The sequence below is a fragment of the Pantoea sp. JGM49 genome (assembly GCF_018257655.1).
Lineage (GTDB): Bacteria > Pseudomonadota > Gammaproteobacteria > Enterobacterales > Enterobacteriaceae > Pantoea > Pantoea communis.
Genome location: NZ_JAERJM010000005.1, coordinates 331,628 through 351,832, shown reverse-complemented (window position 1 = coordinate 351,832; position 20,205 = coordinate 331,628). Strand labels below are relative to the sequence as shown.

Sequence of the window (20,205 nt, the reverse complement as noted above, 5' to 3'; positions counted from 1 at the left end):
GGCTAGTCGAAAATTCGTACCAATCCGGTGATCTTATTGAGTTTATTGGTAACTAAAAGCGCAGAAACGCGATGCTTTTGCATCTTTTCCTCTGCTTCAAAAATCATGGTTTCTTCTGGCAGCGTCAGCGGCTGACGCGTCATCATCTGTTCAGCCGTGGCAGATGCCAGCGCATCCTCTTTTTCCATAAAGCGGCGCAGGTCACCGTCAGTGATAATGCCTGCCAGATTTCCCGCTGCGTCCTCGACCACCACCATGCCCTGACAGCCACTGGTGATTTTCTGAATGACCGTTTTGAAAGGTGCGTCGATATTTACTGTCGGCACATCACGCTGCATCACATCCACTACGCGCGTCAGTAAACGACGCCCCAGCGAACCGCCTGGGTGGTAACGGGCAAAGTCATCAGGCATGAATTTACGTTGGTGAATCATCGCCACCGCCAACGCATCGCCTATTGCCATAGTCAGGGTGGTGGAGGTCGTCGGCGCGAGATTATTGGGGCAGCTTTCGCTTTCCATGTTGAGTTCCAGCACCGCATCAGCGTTCTTAGCCAGAGTGGAGTCACCGTTATTGGTAATCGCCACAATGCGGTTGCCGAAGTTTTTCAGCGAGGGCACTAACTTGAGGATTTCATCGGTTTCGCCACTGGCGGAGATCAAAATCAACAGGTCATAAGGGGTAATCATCCCGAGATCGCCATGGAAGGCTTCAGCAGGATGAATAAAGAAGCTGGGTGTTCCGGTAGAGGCTAACGTGGCAGACATCTTGCGGCCGACATGCCCTGACTTGCCCATACCGGAGAGGATTACGTGGCCTTTGCAGTTCATGATCAGGTGCAGCGCATTTTGATATTGCTGGCTATCAAGTTGCTGCGAAAGGTTGCTCAGCGCGGCACCTTGTTCGGCCAGAGTTTTACGCACTGAGTCGATTAACAGCGGCTCAATGAATCCACTGTGCTGCTCCTGAAAAACAACCTGCTTCATGTCAGTTCCTTTGCATGGGGTGTTTAGCAAATGCTATCGCCGCACTCCCAAAATCGTGGAAGCATGACGGCTAATTTTGTTAACGTTTCTGTTCTATCCCACCTGAATCCAGGCGGTTTATCTCGCTGCGTGACAAGTTAAGGCGTGCGCATAGGCATCCGTTTAACGGGTAGTGAGGTAAGCTCTTTTTATTATTTTTCACTGCGACGCTCACGGAAAAATCTGAAGTGAGCAAGGGATAGAAATTCGACACTCTATGTAACATACAGCAACAGGCGGCACAAGAATTTTAAGCATATTCTTATTGAGCCCTTACCTATTCAGCGGTCAATTCTTAACCACAAAAAAGCACATACTGGTATAAAACGCTTTAATTCATCTAGTTAACGAAAGTTTAAGTCAAATCCCCAACACGCTTCACTAATTCGCACTAAAATTTTCTAAAAATGTCAAAAAGCTTCCAGTAATTACCATTGCAACCCATCAGGTCAAAGAAAACCGAGAAAACTCCCTGAGAATGGCCTTGGTTAGCTGCATCCTTTCAGCATTAGATTTGGCGAACAGGTTAGCGCTGATACTGGATAAAAAATGACATCGTCTTGCAAAATGGCACCGGTTCACACACTAATAAAACATCAATTTCCTTTAAGTCACCTGACTAACTGACACAAAAAAGCCGCCGTTGACTCCTCAACGGCGGCCCTTAAACATCGAGATTGTGCGATTAACGTTCGCGCATCGCCTCTTTGGCTTTATTAAACGGTTTCACCAGATAATCCATGATGGTCTTCTCGCCGGTCTTGATATCGACAGTAGAAACCATCCCCGGACTGATCGAGTAGCGCTTACCGGCTTTGTTCTGCACGTAGTCGTTATCAGTGCGGATAAACACGCGATAGTAGTAAATCTCCGGCTTCACCTCATCCTGGATAGTATCCGGTGAAATGCTTTCCACCACGCCGTTCATGCCACCATAAATCGCGTAGTCATAGGCCGAGATCTTCACCACCGCACGCTGGCCGGGATGGATAAAAGCAATATCTCGCGGTGACAGGCGCGCCTCAATCAGCAGACGGTCGTTGAGTGGCACGATGTTCATCAGTTCGCCATTGGGAGGAATCACCCCGCCGACCGTGGAGACTTTGATGTTTTTCACGATGCCATTCATCGGCGCACGGATGGTCAGGCGTGTCACCGTATCTTCACGCCCTTTGATCACCTCAGCCAGGCTGTCCGCTTCGGCACTGGCTTTTGCCAGCTCCTCACGCGCCTGCACATAGTATTGCGAGCGCATGTCGGTGAGTTTCAGCTCCAGATCCAATTTATCGCGCTGCAAACGCAACACTTCAACGCTACTGGCGGCGCCGGTTTTCGCCAGTCGCTGTGTGATCGCTAACTCTTTGTTTGCCAACGCCAGCGACTCTTTGAACTGCTTTGTCGAGTCATTAAGCTGGGCGCGTTTGGTTTTATACAACCGCGTCTCGGAGGCAATCAAATCAGGATAAGCCTTGAGCTCATTGGGGAACGTAAGGGGATCGTCGTTGACCTCGGCTCTCAGGCGCGAGGCCGCTGCCAGTGCCGCACGATAACGCGCCGCACTTTCACCCACGCTGGATTGCGAGCGCGTGGCATCAAGACGCGCCACCACCTGCCCCGCTTTCACCCGATCGCCTTCGTGCACATAAAGCTCGGTAAGGATGCCGCCTTCTAAGGATTGCAGCACCTGGTCACGTGAGCTCGGAATCACTTTGCCCGTGCCGGTTGAGACTTCATCCAGTACGCCAAACCAGGCCCACACCAGCGATATCAGGATCAACGCGGCGCTGATGGTGATCAGCCTAACCGCACCGGTGTAGTGAGTCTCAGATTTGAGTTCCCCCAATAGATCGTCAGAGGAATTGACTTCTGCTGCGGTGACTAGTCGCAGTTTGCCGGGGAGTTGCTTCATCATGAGTGCACCTCCGGTGGATTACCACCCGCACGCGGTGGCGGCAGCGCGTTTTCTTTCGGGCTGTCCATCACCAGTTGCCCATCTTTGAGTACCAACACGCGATCCACTAATGCAAGGATCGCTGCACGGTGAGTCGCAACGATTAAGGTGCGGCCATTGAGCCAAGCCCCTAAACGCTCGATAAACTCTTTCTCGGTATGATCATCGAGCGCAGCGGTCGGTTCATCGAGCAGAATGATGTTCGGATCGCGCAGCAACATGCGCGCCAGCAGCAGTGATTGCCGTTGCCCTCCCGATAACCCCACGCCACCTTCCATGATGGGATGATCCAGCCCCAGCGGCAGACGACGGATAAAGTCAGCACCACCGCTGACGGTTAATGCACCGAAAATGGCGTCATCGGTGGCGTGTGCCGCGCCCATTGTCAGGTTTTCACGCAGCGTGCCGTGGAACAGGCGTGCGTTTTGCGTCATTAAACCCACGTTGCGGCGCACATCCGACACATCAATATGCGGCAAGCTGAGGTTATCCATACGCAGTTCACCGCCCACCAGATCCATGCCGCCGATCATCGCTTGCAACAAGGTTGACTTGCCCGAACCGTTGCGACCCAGCACGGCAATACGTTCACCCGGTTTGATCGTCAGGCTTTTAATACGCAGTGCGACGGTGAGTGAATCACTGTAATAGCGGAACATCGCATCATTGAACTGGTAATGGCCAAACAGCACCGGGCAATGGATACGTGTTTCATCTTTGCTGTTTTCCACCGGCAGATTCATCAACGCATCCAGACCGATTTTGGCGGCTTTCACCTGCTGCCAGCGCGCCAGCACTCCACACAGTGTTGCCATGGGGGCAATCATACGAGAGGAAAGCAGGGATGCCGCCACAATCGCACCGGTAGAGATATCGCCATTGATCACCATTGGCGCACCCACTACGATGACACTGGCATACACCAGACCTTGTACCGTCACACCCCAACTGACCAACGAATGCATGACTTTTCGCATCTCAACGCCGGATTGCGCGGTAATGCGAATGTAGCTGTTCCACTGCTGCAAGAAGCGATCTTCTGCCTGCATCAGCTTGATATCCTCCAGCCCCTGCACGCTCTCCACCAGCACCGCATTACGCAGCGTGGACTCTTTCATCGCCTGCTGTGCCAGCTTCGCCAGTTTTTTCTGGCTGAACAGGCCTGGCAGCACCATCAAAATCACCGCGATGGGCGCTATCCATGCCAGCTGGGGAGCGATAATCGCCATCACCAGCAGGAACAGCAGGAAGAACGGCATATCGACGATGGCGGAGACGGTGGTTGAAGTCACCATCTCACGGATCGATTCCAGCTCGCGCAGCTGCGAAATAAAGGTACCAGTCGAACGCGGCACCGCACTGTTTCGCAGCCGCAGCGCATGGCCAAACACGCGATCCGATACACGCATGTCAGCGCGCTTACCCAGTAAGTCGGTGACGTGATCGCGGCCGACTCGCAATATGTAGGTGAACACCACCGAGATAATGACGCCGATATAGAGCACATACAGCGTGGGATAAGATTGCGCGGGGATCACGCGGTCATACACCTGCATGGAGAAGATAATGCCGACCAGCGCCATCAGATTGATCAGGAAGGAGGCCAGCATGACATGGCCGTAAGGCCGCATATCGTGCAGCACCAGCTTCATCAGCCAGTTGGGTTTTACGGTTGCCAGATAACGATCGACACGGCTGTCTTTGGCGGCCGTTACCGGGCGTAATGCGGCGGCGAAGCGGATTTCAGGCAGCAACGTTGCCAGCGCGACGGGGGTGGGTTGTTCATCTCCGGAGAAATGTACGCGCACTTCATCATCACCGTCAAAACTGGTGATAACACCGACTTGCCCATCGTTCAGTTCTACCGCCAGCGGCAAACGCCAGCTGGTGATTTCCCATTTATTCTCTTCATAAAGCTGTAGCGATAAACCAGCCTGACGCGCCAGATGGCGCAACGCTTTGTCACGCGTCTGTTTACCCTGCCATTCGGCGGCGGCCATAATCATGCCCGGAGAACAGGGCAAACGATAATGTGTGGCGATCTGAATGATCGCCGTCGCCCATCCATTTAACGGAACGTGACCGTCGGCACCACTGCTGGTATCACCATTCGGGGCATCGGGAATTTGTAATTGGGTCATGGCTGGATCTCCACATTCTGGATCCGCTGATTATTCAAAGCGAACGCCGATCGGATATGCCCGGTGCTGTATAAGCAGTCGAGTTGCAACGATCGTAATTGACTGATGGTTTGCTGCAGGGTGAAACGGGTCTGGAATACTTCCTGCTCGGCGTTAAGCACGTCCAGCAGCGGACGGGTGCCGAGTTGCAGATACTGATCCTGATAGAGCTGCTGGGTTTTCTCACCCAGCCTCTGTTGCCGCCCCATAATCGCCAGACTCTGCGACAAGCTAAGGGCTGCACTTTGCGATTCACTGAGTTGCTGCCGTGCTTTCAGGCGCGCGGAGTTGACGGCCGCGTTGGCCGCTTGCAAGGCGTTGGCAGCGGCGTCACGCGCGGCAGTGATCCCGCCTCCCTGATAGATCGGCATCTCCACTTTGACGAAAGCCTGATACTGAGTGCGATCGAGCGTTTCACTGCCGGAGTAGTGATTGTTGAGGTAGTGCGTGACCTGGGGTTCCAGCGAAATCGTTGGCAGGTTCTGCGCGTTAGCATTATCCAGTTTTGCCTGTGCCTGATTGGCCTGTGCCCATGCCGACAGCACTGCCGGGTTGAGTTTGTCATCCGCTTTACCCACCGCGCAGGAGCGCGTCAGGTTCACCGGAAAGTCCTCATTCACTTTCTTCACCAGCGGCCAACCGAGATAGGTCGCCAACGTGGCACGCCAGCGATCGAGGTTGGCCTGATACTGAATCAGCGTGGTGCGCGCCCCTTCAATACGCGCATCAGTTTGCGTGGCATCGGAGAGCGAAGCCGCGCCTTCATCATTTCGCTGACGGGCCAGATCGCCAATTTTGCTCAGTGCATCGAGCTGCTGCTGGGCAATTTTCACCAGTTGCTGATAGCCCTGCACTTCCACCAGCGCGGAAGCCGTGTCATGTGCCACCGTATCAATACTCACCAGCACGTTGGCTTGTTCCATCGCCACGCCAGCTTCAGCGGATCGCACCGAACTGCTGACTTTGCCAAAGTCATACAGCATCTGCGAAACCGACAATACGAACGATGGGCTAAAGCCCTTCTCGGTATAAGCATTGCTGTAGCCGTTGTTCATCCCGCCGCTGATCTGCGGATAATATTTGGCTTTCGCCACATCCACCTGATTGGCCTGTTCCAGCATTTTCCCCACCGCCTGCGCGATATCCGGATGCCACTGAATGGCACGCTGTACGGCCTGGTTAATCGTGAGTGAATCCGGGACGTGAGCCAATGCGGGTTCGGCCACTTCACCGGTTAATGACGGCAGATCCTGCTGCTGTTGCGCCAGGCCTGCGGAGGTGATTCGGCTGGCCGAGTTGAGCGCATCACTGGCAGCCATAAGTTGAGAACAATGAAATAAAGCGATGCCCGCACAGAAGACGCTGAGCTTAGAATAACGGCGAGTTGGAGCGCCTGATTGCATCAAATCCATCGATAATCCACCAGTCAGTAACAAAGAAAGGGGCACATCCCTGTGCCCATACTGCTTCCCTGCTTGATTTACACCGTTAAGCCGTGGTGTTTTGGTGCGGTTGTTGCAGCAGTTCCTCCAGAGATACGTTGACGCCTTCCAGCGTGACCAGTTGAGTACTGCTGTACGCCGTACCTGTACCATCACGGTCAATTGAGAGCACGGTATTGCCATCAGAAGTATGATCTACTTTGACGAAATCATTAATATTACTTGTTGAATCATTCCAGCCAATGAGCAAGTTACTGATGTCAACTTTGTCGCCTTGCGCAACATTAAAGTCGGTCCAGGTATCGTGCCCGTTACCACCAGTGGCATCCGCAGTCGCCAGCAGGTGGTATACCAGCGTGTCTGCGCCGGCACCGGTGGTGATGGTGTCGTCGTAGGCACCGCCGGTGATGGTGTCAGCGCCTGTCGTACCCGTGATGGTCGGGTGTAGATCGATGGTGAACGAGTGGGTGGTGATGGTGCCATCGGTTGCTGCCAGCGTGTAAGTGAATACCTCTTTATGCAGAATGTTTTGCCCCTCGACATTCGCATTCAGGTTATAGGTGTAGCTACCATTGGCGGCAATAGTGAGCACACCGTACTCGCCCGCAACCGAGGTGGTACCCGTACTGCTCACGGTAGTAAGATCGCCATTTTCATTAGTGAAACTTAAGGTTCCGGTATGCGTGGCAGAGGAATCACCATAAATACTGCCGCTGGCGTCATGCTCTGCAGAGGTGGTTTCAGCAACCAGAGTGCTCACGGTGATCGACGTTGCCGCACCGTTATGCAGAGTCACGGTCAAGGTGGCAGAGGTGACTGCACCACTCGCATCCCTCACCGAGTAAGTGAAGGTATCGGCTGTTGGCAAGGTATCAATGTTCAGACCCGCCTTCAGGGTATAGGTATAATCACCATGATAATCAATAGTTAAGGTACCGTAGGTGGTATTAATAACAGTGTTTCCACTTGAGGAAACTGCGCTACCTGAGACGGCGGTTACCGTGGTGCCAGTGGGTATCGTTCCTGCAATCGAACTGGTGTCATTCGTTAACAGGTTCCCGGTGACCGTCGCCGCAACCGTCACCGCCAGCGTAGTGATATCCGATACTGTGCTGATAGTGGTGGTCGGCAACACGCCCACACTCACGTTTGAACCGATAACTACTGCATAGTTGCCCGTGCCCAAATTGCTGTAGGTGATGTTGGCACCGGTTTGTGTACCCAGTGAAATCAATCCCGTTGACAGATAACTGCCGTTAGTTTGGATCAACAACCAGGTCCCATCCGTCTGCTGCTCGTACAGATACAGAGAGTAAGTTGAAATCAGACTGATGCCGCCCACAGAACCGTTCAACGTGATGGTGCGGGTATCTTCCGGCCCTACCGAGAACACATAGGCGTTACCGTTCGACAAGACAGTCGCATTCAACACGCTTCCTAAACCGACATTGGCGAGCGCCACATGCGAAACACTGGTCGTGCCATTATTGATGGTGCCTTGTGTGGTACTGTAATCCACCTCATTGGTGTCGTTTGTGGCAACTACACGAATGGCACCGACCAACGGTGTGCTGGTTGAAACGTTACCTGCCCGATCCGTCTGAGTCACTGACAGGGTAGCTCCGGTGATTTGCGCAGTAGTGAGTGAGACTGACCATGTGCCGCCCGTACCTACGGTCGCTGTTCCTATAGCTGCACCGCCTGCATCACGGACGGTGACGGTAGCGCCCACTTCACCGCTACCCGTCACCACCGTACCCGCGGTGTTAATCGCCAGACCCGATACGGCCGCAGGGGCGACGGTATCAACATTGACCGTTGCCGTGGTATTCCCTGTACTGACGTTCCCTGCAGTGTCGGTCACCGTGGTGCTCAGGGTATGAGCACCATTACTTAGTGCCGCGGGGGTGAATGTCCAGGTGCCCCCTGCCCCTACCGTGACCGAACCCAGCGCCGTTGCGCCATCAAAGATAGTCACAACTGCACCGACTTCTGCTGTGCCACTCAGTACTGGCGTGGTATCACGGGTATACGCGCCATTAGCCAGGGTGACCGGCGTTGTACCGGCATCATCAATAATCGTGAGCGTACTGGCTGATGGGGCCACAGTGTCAACAAGCAGCGTGGTTGAGGCTGCCGGACTCACGTTGCCCGCTGCATCGGTCTGAGTCACGCTCAACGTATGCGTACCGTTGCTTAAGGTGCCAGTGACAAAGCTCCAGCTTCCGTTGCTGGCAACCGTCGCAGTACCCAGCAGCGTAGTGCCTTCATAGACGCTGATGCGCGCACCCGCCTCACCGGTTCCGCTCAACAGTGGTGTACTGTCGTTGGTGACACCATTGTTTGGAATCGTGACGGGTGTATTGCCATTGTTGTTACTGGCAATCAGGCTCACAGCAGAGGGTGCCGTGGTGTCCACGATGACTGTGGCACTGGTGGTGCCACTGACATTCCCTGCTGCATCCGTCACGGTTGCGGTCAACGGATGGCTGCCCGTACCGAGCACTGCTGTGGTGAAGGTCCAGGCTCCGTTGGTACCCGCCGTCGTGGTACCAAGAAGAACCCCGTTATCATAAATGCTGACACGACTGCCCGCCTCTGCCACACCGCTCAGGGTTGGTGTGGTGTCATTGGTTAAACCGCCTGTCGGTACTACCACACCGGTAATATCATTGGTAATCACCAGCGTGGTGGCGGTTGGTGCGATGGTGTCCACAATCACCGTGTAGATGCCAGAGGCTGGGCTGACGTTGCCCGCGGCATCTTTCACCGTCACGCTTAGAGCATGGCTACCGTTGGTCAGGGCAGTAGCCGGTGTGAAACTCCAGGCTCCGGATCCATTGGCAGTAGTCGAACCCAGTACCGTGTTGCCGTCATACACCGTCACAATCGCATCCGCTTCCGAGGTGCCGCTGAGCACTGGCGTACTATCGTTGGTTGACCCGCCACTGGACACGGTAACATTAGGCGTCACGCTGTCGTTGGTCACTGTCAGGTTGGAGGCCGCGACCGGCACGCCTGTATCAATGGTCAATGTGATAGGGGTTGGCGTACTGACATTGCCCGCCGCATCCGTTGCCGTGACGCTCAGGTTATGCGTGCCGTCAGTCAGTGTGGCGCTGGTGAGGCTCCATGCTCCACTGCTGCTCGCCGTCGTTGATCCTAGCACCGTGTTGCCTTCACGTACGATAACGATACTACCCGCCTCTGCAGTGCCGCTCAGCGCTGGCGTGTTGTCATTGGTGCTGCCGCCGTTGGAGATGGCAATCGGTGTTGAGCCATTGTTGTTGCTGGCTGCAACCGTGACGGCGCCCGGTGCGGTGGTATCAATGGTGACCGTCGCCGCCGTTGAGCCGCTGACGTTACCTGCCGCATCGGTCACGGTCGCTGTGAGCGGATGGCTGCCTGCGCCGAGTGCCGCAGTCGTGAAACTCCATGCACCGTTGGTGCCCGCAGTGGCGGTTCCCAGCAAGACCCCGTTGTCATAAATGCTGATACGGCTGCCCGCTTCCGCCACCCCGCTTAAGGTTGGCGTGGTGTCATTGGTTGCCCCGCCCGCTGGCACAACCATCCCCGTGGTGTCATTGGTGACCACCAGCGTTGTAGCGGTCGGTGCGACGGTATCGACGATGAGAGGGAAGTTGGTTGCGCTGCTGGTATTCCCTGCGGCATCCGTCACGGTGACACTCAATGAATGCGCGCCGTTAGTGAGGGTTGCGGTGGTAAATGTCCAGGCGCCATCGGCCCCGGCAATCACGGTACCCAACACTGTGGTGCTATCGTAAACAGTGACGACATTACCGGCTACACCGGCAGTACCTGACAAGGTTGGCGTGCTGTCATTGGTGGTCGCACCACTGGTCAACTGCCCCGTCACCGGCGCCACGTCATCTGTCACAATCAGGTCCGTCACTGGCGCAGGTCCCGTCAGGGAGACGTTGACTGTCACGGTCGCCGCTGTACTCACGTTTCCTGCCAGATCCGTTGCGGTCACACTAAAGGTATGTTGCCCTTCAGCGAGAGCAGCACTGATATAACTCCATGACCCGGTGCTACTGGCGGTAACTGAACCCACCACGACGTTATTCTCACGAATAATCACCAGGCTGCCAGGATCGGTGGTGCCGCTCAGTGCCGGGGTGGCATCATTCGTGATGCCATTGTTGGCGATCGGGATGGCGGTAGGACCATTATTATTGCTTAGAGCAAGGGTCAGAGCCGGAGGAAGGGTATCAACAATCACGGTAGCGGTAGCAGATGCACCACTGACGTTACCTGCGGCATCCGTGACACGGACACTAAGCACATGTGTCCCCTCCCCAAGCTCTGGGCTGTAAGACCAATTACCGCTGCCATTAGCAATGACCGTGCCTAACACGGTGGTACCATCATAAATCGTAACGGTGCTGTTGGCTTCCGCAAGACCGCTGAGTAACGGGGTGCTGTCATTGGTTGAGCCACCGTTTGGTATGACCGTATTTGGCGTGGCGTCATTGTTGGTGACCACGAGATTGGTCGCCGCCGCTGGTGCGAGGGTATCCACGATGAAATTCACTGAGGTTGACGCCGGACTGATGTTGCCAGCCAGGTCAGTCACCGTAACACTCAGGGCATGCGCTCCGTTGGTCAACGTTGACGTGGTGAAACTCCACAAGCCTTCCGTATCTACGGTAGTAGTGCCAATGATGTTCGCACCATCGTAAACGGTGATAATTGCGCCTGCTTCCGCTGTGCCTGTCAGTTGCGGCGTGCTGTCATTCGTTGACGTTCCTTCACCAATGACGACTGGCGTTGAACCGTTGTTGTTATTGACAACAAGATTAACCACCGCATCGGGTGCAATACTGTCCACGTTGATCGTAACAGGACCTGCTCCTGTCCCATCATTGCCTTGCGCATCCACAACGGTCACTGAAAGAACATGCTCACCCTGGTCTAACGCAGGGGTGAAGGTCCACTGACCGTCAGCGGATGCAGTGACTGAACCCAATACGTCTGAACCATCCAGGATAGTGACCACGGCATTGGCTGTTGTTAACCCTGTCAGTACCGGGCTGGTGTCCCTGGTGTAATCGCCGTCAGTCAGCGCCACCAATGTTGAACCACTGTCATCGGTGATTTGCAGCGTGCTGGTCGCCGGAGGCAAATCTGCCTGAATGTTTAACTCAAAAGCAGGCTGTGGAGCCGCAGGGCTGACGTTGCCCGCCGCATCGGTTGCCGTGGCGGTGAAGTTGTGCAGGCCGTTACTTAATGCATCGGGCGAGAACGTCCATGCCCCTGTTGTTGCGTCAGCAATGACGGTGCCTAATAAGGCGGTGCCGTCATAAACCGAAACAATGCTGCCCGGTTCCGCGGTTCCGCCGAACGCAGGCGAATTGTCATCGGTGGTCGCGCCGCTCAGAAGATCGCCGGTTGTATCGCCGACATTATCTGTCACGGTAAGACCCGCAGGCGCCTCTGGGGCGAGGGTGTCCACGCTCAGTGTATAGGTGGATGCTGCAGAGTTGTTCCCGGCGGCATCAGTGGCCGTTACGGAAAGCGTTTGTGGACCTTCACTCAGTACACTGGTCACTACACTCCACGTACCGTCTTCAGCGACCACCGCTGATCCTACCAAGATATCACCGGAATAAACGGCGATGATGGCACCGGCTTCACTTCCGGTTCCGCGCAGTTCGGGCGTGCTGTCATTTGTGGTCGTGTTCACGGGGATGCCGACAGGATTGGCACCGTTGTTGTTGCTGACGGTGAACGTCCCGACATCCGGTGCGGTATTATCAATGGTGAGCGTAAAGTTGGTGGAAGCACTTGCATTGCCCGCATTATCGGTGGCCACAATCCCCAGATTGTAAGTTCCCTCAGCCCAGGCGGTGGTGGTGGTGTAAACCCAGGCCCCTGTCACCGCATCAGCCACTGCCGTGCCCAATATTTCACCCGTTGCGGTGTTAATAATGGATACAGTGCTACCCGGTTCTGCATTGCCACTGATCGCAGGGGTCGTATCGTTTGTCGCACCACCGTTAGTCAGGGTTACAGGGGCGTCAGGATCGGCATCATTTTGTACCAGCAGAGCGCTAACAGGCTCTGGCGCCGTGATATCCACACTGATTGTAAAGCTGGTTGAAGGGCTGCTGACATTACCAATTTCATCGGTCACCGTTGCCGTCAGGGTATGCGCTCCCTCTGACAAAATTGGCGACTGGAAGCTCCATGTGCCGTCATCCAGAGCAATCGTTGAACCCAGGGCCAACTGATTGGCATCATAAATGATGACAAGGCTGCCTGCTTCTGCCGTACCGCTCAGCAGTGGGGTATTGTCATTGGTGGAACCGCCTGCCTGCACTTCAACATTGGTCGTACCGTCATTATTGAAAACCTGCAAAGTGGCGACTGGGGGAACGTCGGTATCCACGGTGAAAGTGATCTCAGTTGCAGGGCTGAGGTTACCCGCAGCGTCCACAACGCGCACGGAAAGCGTATAAGTATCATCCGTCAAATTTGGCAGAGTGAAGGTCCATGCCCCATCACTGCCTACCGTCGTGGTGCCCAGTAACGTGTCACCGTTATAAACGTTGATAATACTACCTGCTGTCGCAGAGCCTGATAGCAGCGGTGTGCTATCGCTGGTGAATGTGCCCTCAGCATTGGTGACAGGCGCTGTGCCGTTATCGGTGCTCAGGATGATGCCTGTAGCCGCAGGCAAAGGTGTGGTATCTACTTCGACACTGAGCGTATAAGGGTCGCTGGTATTACCGGCAGGATCCCGTGCCGTGATATTTATCGTGTGCGGACCCTCTGATAGTGCGCTGGTGACAGCAATACTCCAGTTGCCCGTCGCGTCCACCGTGATCTGGCCCAATACCGTCGTGCCTTCGGTGAGGGTAATGACCGTGCCTTCCTCAGCGGACCCGCTGACCACGGGCGTGCTGTCATTGGTCAGTCCGCCGCTGGGGATAGCCACAGGCGTATCGCCCTGATCATTGCTTAACGCCAGGTTAGTGATGGACGGCGCCACGGTGTCAATAGTGACCGTGACCGGTGCACTTGCCACGCTGGTATTGCCCGCCGCATCCGTCACTGTGACAGACAAGCTGTGAGCCCCATCAGTGAGTGCAGGCGTGAAGCTCCAGTCACCATTTGCATCAGCGGTCGTTGTGCCGAGAAGGGTATCGCCGTCTGAGACCGTGATCGTGCTGTTCGCCTCAGCGGTTCCGGTCAGCAGCGGGGTATTGTCGTTCGTTACGCCACCCGCAGCAACTGGGATGGCAGTGCCGCTGGAATCGTTTGCCAGAGCGAGATTAAGAGCCGCATCCGGCACCTCTGTATCGACACTAAACGTTATCGGTGCAGAGGGCTCACTGCGGTTACCTGAGGGATCGGTGACCACGGTCGTCAGGCTATGATCGGTGCCAGAATCCAGCGCTGGCAGGGTATAACTCCAGTTGCCATTCGCGCCCACCGCCACTGAACCCAACACGTTGCTCCCATCCGATATGGTCACCACACTGCCTGCCAATGCACTCCCACTCAATACAGGCGTAGTGTCATTGGTCGCGCCGCCGTTAGTGATCGTTACCGGCGTGGTGCCCTGATCATTCGTAAGCTGAAGATTGATGGCCGTGTCTGGCGCCGTGGTATCTATGATAAGGGTAACAGGAGCGGATTCCGGACCAATATTTCCGGCAAGATCGGTGACGGTCGTGGTGAAACGATGTTCTCCCGTTTCCAGTGGCGTATCTGAAGTAAAGGTCCAGGTACCGTTATCACCCACAATGGTACTGCCCTGTTCTACGCCATCAGCGTAAACGGTCACCGTCGCACCTGCCTCAGCGGTGCCGCTTAATACTGGCGTAGTGTCGTTAGTGGTGCCATTCGTTATCGCCACCGGCGCACCGCTCTGATCGCTGCTCAATACCAAATCCGACGCGGCGTCAGGTAAAACTGTATCCACGATAAAGCCAATTGCTACAGAGGGTTCACTGACGTTGCCAGCAGGGTCTGTGACGGTAGTGGTCAGGCTATGGGCACCGTCGCTTAACGTTGGAAGCGTAAAACTCCAGCTACCATCGGCACCCACAACTGCGGTACCTAACACGTTCAGACCGTCCGATACCGTGATGACACTGTTTGCTTCCGCGCTACCCGCAGCACCGTTCAATACCGGTGAGCTGTCGTTCGTTGCGCCCCCTGCAGGAATCGCCGTGCCCCCGTCGTTCGCCAGGGTAATCGCTGTCGCCGCGTCTGGCGCAGTCAGGTCGACAGAGAAAGCAAAGGATTCAGACGGATCACTAACGTTACCTGCCGGATCGGTTAAGGTGACGGTTAGACTGTGCTCACCCGCATCCAGCGCTGGCAAAGTGAAGCTCCAGCTTCCATCTGCTGCGACTGTCGTGGTGCCCAGAGGCGTCACAGCATCATTATCATAAACCGTGACAATGCTGCCCGGTTCGGCGCTGCCCGCTGCACCGCTCAACACTGGCGTGGTGTCATTGGTCGCACCACCATTGACAATAGCAACTGATGCACCGCCCTCATTGTTGCTGAGTTGAAGATTGATCGCCGCATCCGGAGCCGTAGTATCAATGGTGAAGTTGATTGCCGAGGAGGCTGGACCGGTGTTGCCTGCGGGATCGGTCACGGTGACGCTCAGACTGTGTTCGCCTGCCGCCAATGCTGGCTCAAAGCTGAAGGTCCAGTTGCCATCTTCTCCAACCGTCGCTGTGCCGATTATCGTGGTGCCATCCAATACATTCACCGTACTGCCTGGCTCAGCGCTACCACTCAACACCGGCGTGGTGTCGTTGGTCGCACCGCCGACGACAATGGCATCGCCATCGTCATTTGCCAATGAGACATCCGTTGCGGCCAGAGGCGCTGTCACGTCAATGATAATGGCGACAGGCGCGGAGGCCGGACTGGTATTACCGGCCAGGTCTGTCACCGTTGTGGTCAGGGAGTGGGTCCCTTCCGCCAGCGCAGAGGTGGTGTAACTCCAGCTCCCATCGGGACGGACACTGACTGAACCCAATACGGTGTTGCCATCCGATATCGTCACGGTGCTGCCCGGTTCAGCCCGACCACTTATTACCGGGGTACTGTCGTTGGTAGTCTCACCCGTAATCAGTACGGCAGTTCCTGACTGATCATTACTCAGTTGGATATCAAAGGCCGCCTCAGGTGCAGTGGTATCAACATTGACGTTGATCGGCGCTGAAGCAGAACTGGTATTCCCCGCGGGATCGGTCACGACCGTGGTCAGGCTATGATCGCCCGGTGTCAGCGTTGGGGTATAGCTCCAGTTCCCATTCGTATCGACCGTGACGGTACCCAGCAGCGTGCCGTTGTCAGAAATGGTCACCGTACTACCCGCTTCAGCAGTACCGCTCAACACCGGTGTGGTGTCGTTAGTTGCCCCTGTCGTGACAGGAACAAGCGTACCGCTTAGATCGCTACTCAGTTGGACATTCTCCGCGGCCGCAGGGGGCAGCGTATCAATAACAACGGCAATAGGATCGGATGCCGGGCTGGTATTACCTGCCGGATCAGTCACGGTGGTGGTAATGTTATGTGGACCATCGGTCAAAGGAGGCAGGGTGTAAGTCCATGTGCCATCCTCACCGACCGTTGTGGTGCCTAATACCGTTGTGCCGTCTGAGACAGTAACGGTACTGCCCGGTTCGGCATTGCCATTAAGTTGTGGTGTGGTGTCGTTGGTTGAGCCACCGTCTGCGATCGGAACGTCGGCATCATTGCGAAGCTCGATGCCCGATGCGGGTAAAGGCGCAACGGTATCAATGGTGACAGTAATGACATCAGATTCAATGGTGTTACCCGTGGCATTGACATAGCTGGACTGGAAGGCATGCGGACCATCAGGCAAAGCATCCGGCGTAAAGGTCCATTGCCCATCACTATCGGCTATCACGGAACCCAGTACGGTGCTCCCGTCGATTAAGGTCACTACCGCCCCGGCAACGGCCAAACCACTCAATACCGGAGTGGTATCTTGCGTACTGGCGCCATCAGCCAAAGCCACCAGGGTGTTTCCACTATCATCGGTCACCTCCAGCGTAAGGGTTGCTGGAGGTAAATCCGCTTCAACATTGACTTCAAATGGCGGGGGAGCTTGGCTGACATTACCTGCTGCGTCGGTAACGGTGACGGTCAGGCTATGACTACCATTGGTCAACGGCGCAGTAGTGAAATTCCATGAACCTCCTACGCCTGTGGTAACAGAACCTAGCAGAGTTAAGCCATCGTAAATGCGAACGACAGAACCCTCCTCTGCCTGGCCTGAGAGATCCAGTGTATTGTCATCGGTGGTCTCTCCTGAAGCCAGGGGGCCCGTCGCCTCACCGACATTATCTGTGACCACTAACTCACTGGCTGCCGCGGGTGCCACCGTATCCACGCTGAAGGTCAGTGGCTCTGAAGCAGGGCTGACGTTACCCGCACGGTCAGTCACGGTGGCAGTCAGACTGTGCGCGCCATCCGTCAGCGTTGGGCTGGTGAAAGTCCAACTGCCATTGCCGCCGACGGTGACTGAACCGAGTACGGTATCGCCATCACGCACGGTGACCACGCTACCGGGCTCTGCGGTCCCGCTAAGGGATGGGGTGCTATCGTTGGTCGCGTCGCCGGGAACAATCGGCACAAGGGTGCTTCCGTCATTATTATCCAATGCCAAATTTGTTGCGGTATCAGGGACAACGGTATCAATGTTGATGGTGATAGTGACAGAAGAAGTACTATTCCCTGTGGCATCGGTAATAGTGGCATGAATGGCGTGTGAACCGTCAGCCAGTGCGGCGGGCGTGAAGACCCATTGCCCATCCGTACCCGCTACCACGCTGCCCAGCACGACTGCACCGTCATACAGGGTAACCACGGCTCCCGCGGTGGTAAGCCCACTTAGCACCGGAGTGTTGTCATTGGTGTAAGCACCATTGGTCAGCGGAACCAGCGCAGGACCGTTATCATCGTTGATTTCCAACGTGGAGGTTGCTGGAGGCAGATCCGCCGTCACGCTGAAGTTAAACGGATCTGTGGCTGCACTCACATTGCCCGCCGTATCGGTAACCGTCACAGTCAGGCTGTGCGCGCCATTACTCAAGGCTGGCGTGGTGAAACTCCAGGTGCCGTCCGCCCCAACGGTAGCGGTGCCCAGCAGTGTGGCGCCGTCATACACGCTAACGTAGGTGCCCGGCTCAGCAGTACCGCTGATAGTCGGGGTATTGTCATCGGTAGTCGAGCCAGCGGTTAATGGGCCTTGCGTACCGCCAACATCATCACTGACCACCAGACCAGCAGCCGCAACTGGTGCAACGGTATCCACGATAAACGTGATCGGATCGCTGGAGCCGCTGGTATTGCCGGCCGCATCCGTCACCGTGGTGGTAAAGCTATGCTGGCCTTCAGCCAACGCAGGCGAAGTGAAGCTCCAGTTGCCATCAGCTCCCACCACGACGGTTCCAAGCAGTGTGCTGCCATCGTAAATACTGACCGTAGCACCCGCTTCTGCGGTGCCGGTCAGCGTCGGAGTATTGTCGTCAGTGGTGACGCCGTTAACAATCGCGCCCTGAATCGCGCCAACATTGTCGGTAAGCGTTAAGTTGGTCGCAGCAGTCGGTGCAGTAGTGTCACCACCACCATTGTTGCCACCGCCGTTATTACCCCCACCGTTGTTGCCGCCGCCGTTATTCCCGCCGCCATTGTCGCCGCCGCCGGTATTTCCATCATCGACCGCTGCATTACCGCCGCCGCCGCCCGATGAACCAGCAAACATCGCACCCAAGCCCGCCAGCGCCGCACCACCGATACCGAAGGCGGCAATCGTGCCGTCATTGGTGGTGTTTTCAGCTAACAGCCCTTCGGTACTGTCGATGTTGACGTACTGGAAGCCATCAGTGCCCGGATCTTCGACCCACCACAGCGCGCCTTTGTCGTCCTGCAGCACCAAATCGCTATCGCCAGCTGCGGTGTAAAAGTTATGAATAACAACGACTTCACCAGACTTTGTGGTGACGACCAAATCATTACCATTGCGTGTGAAAGACTTAATATCTGATTGATTAAGGTGAAGTTTAACTACGCTTGGCGCAGTTAAATTGACTTGAGAGCCGCTAACTTCAGAGGCTACTGTCCCACCTTTAGGAGTGATAGAGATATTATTCATTTTATCGAAATCCCGCGCAGTTATTAAATTCCATAAAAACGCCCGGTATCCGCAGATACCGGCTTCAATGGCGAATAATCCAGATGACTATTCACTTCTTCTCTTGGTCGATTTCATACAAACTCATGATGAAATCGCGCTGAGCCGAGTTAAGCCTCCATCCTGGGAATGGGCTGGGTTTATTTTTCAGCGGAACAAAGGGGGAAATGCCTTTATTTTCCATTGGGCGAGCACAAATCAAATTGAATGCAATGAACCCATTTTTAGACTTTTTTTCTACCCCGATTGTAGTGGCCGAACCCGCACAAACTCAGGATTGCTTAAGAAAATCATTTAGATAGACACTCTGCCAGTGATAGCCCTGCATACCGTAGATCGCTTTATGCGCCAGCAAATCGAGGTGTGATTGGCTTACAACACCTTCAACAATTACGCCTTTGCATAATTGGTTGAGGTGGCTGAGCAGCGTGTCAAAAATGTGACCGTCGCCAAATTGCCAAAAAAACTTTTCGTCAATCTTGACGATTTCAAATATTCCGCTGTGGAGCATGGTCAGGTTGGAATAACCCGGACCAAAGTCATCAAGCCATAAAGGGGCTGGTGTCACTTTCGCGACACCTTTTAATATCATCAGGTCTGCGCTGTTAAACCGCGCGGTAAAGAAGGCGGATATCTCTAAACGCAACAACGTTAGTTTCGCCAGTTTTTGTTGTATTTCAGCATCTTCAAAAATACCGGCGACGATATCTTTATCCACATTTACACTGACTACCTGATCAAACCCTTTCTGGTATAGCTGAATAAGTTTTCCGATCTGGTGGAGGAATAACTGCCATTTCTCGTCAGCAGGAAGCCGACTGAAGAACCCCTCATCCCTGCAAGGGTTACGTTTATTATTAATATCTGCATCATCTGAGAATCGGGTTAACAATTCCCATGCAATCAACTCGCCGGCTTTACCATGAACGGGTTCCAGCAAGAAAATGTATTCAGGTTGATTGCTCATTTCACAGTCCCTTCCGCAACTTACTGATACTCCTGAGCTGTCAGGATTACTAATGTGAGATGTAAGGGAAACATCGATAAAACTTAACGCGTTAACTGAAGCCTAACGTAGGATTTACACTTTGCAAAATAGATTTCAGTAAAGATCCAACCACACTTTAATCGTTTAAATCTATCAATATTGATATTAAACTTATTTTACTTTCACAAAATTATCGGATAATTCCTGGGAAAATTTAAGTTAATACCAGCCTTGACGGATGCAAAAACAAATAACGCATTGAATTTATTGTATAAAATTTTCTTAATTTTTCTGATAAAGATAATTACATCGCAAAATTCATTTTTTCCGTTCTGGAATACATGGTTCCAAAAGACGTCAAAAAATGTAGTTTCTTGGCGGGACTATTCAATCCTTAATGTTTAA

General features: G+C 54.5%; 6 protein-coding genes. All 6 read right to left on the bottom strand.

The window, feature by feature from the left end; translation table 11 throughout:
- Positions 1-2 precede the first annotated feature (2 nt).
- The gene (locus JK231_RS11865) at positions 3-986 is read right to left on the bottom strand and encodes a KpsF/GutQ family sugar-phosphate isomerase (protein WP_058961876.1); all 984 of its coding nucleotides are present in this window, start codon (positions 984-986) and stop codon (positions 3-5) included.
- A 724-nt stretch (positions 987-1,710) separates the two neighbouring features.
- Positions 1,711-2,937, bottom strand: a complete 1,227-nt coding sequence (locus tag JK231_RS11860) for an HlyD family type I secretion periplasmic adaptor subunit (RefSeq protein WP_211728613.1) — start codon at positions 2,935-2,937, stop codon at positions 1,711-1,713.
- Positions 2,934-5,117 carry a type I secretion system permease/ATPase gene (locus JK231_RS11855; RefSeq protein WP_211728612.1) on the bottom strand — a complete coding sequence of 728 codons (2,184 nt, stop codon included), beginning with the start codon at positions 5,115-5,117 and terminating at the stop codon, positions 2,934-2,936. The genes JK231_RS11860 and JK231_RS11855 overlap by 4 nt, the downstream gene beginning before the upstream one ends.
- Positions 5,114-6,568, bottom strand: coding sequence for a TolC family outer membrane protein (locus tag JK231_RS11850; RefSeq protein WP_211728611.1), 1,455 nt, complete (start codon positions 6,566-6,568; stop codon positions 5,114-5,116). The genes JK231_RS11855 and JK231_RS11850 overlap by 4 nt, the downstream gene beginning before the upstream one ends.
- Before the next feature lie 76 nt (positions 6,569-6,644).
- Positions 6,645-18,773, bottom strand: coding sequence for an Ig-like domain-containing protein (locus JK231_RS11845; protein ID WP_211728610.1), 12,129 nt, complete (start codon positions 18,771-18,773; stop codon positions 6,645-6,647).
- Between the two features lie 310 nt (positions 18,774-19,083).
- Entirely contained in the window at positions 19,084-19,779 is a 696-nt protein-coding gene (locus JK231_RS11840; protein ID WP_211728609.1) for an EAL domain-containing protein, read from the bottom strand.
- Positions 19,780-20,205 lie beyond the last annotated feature (426 nt).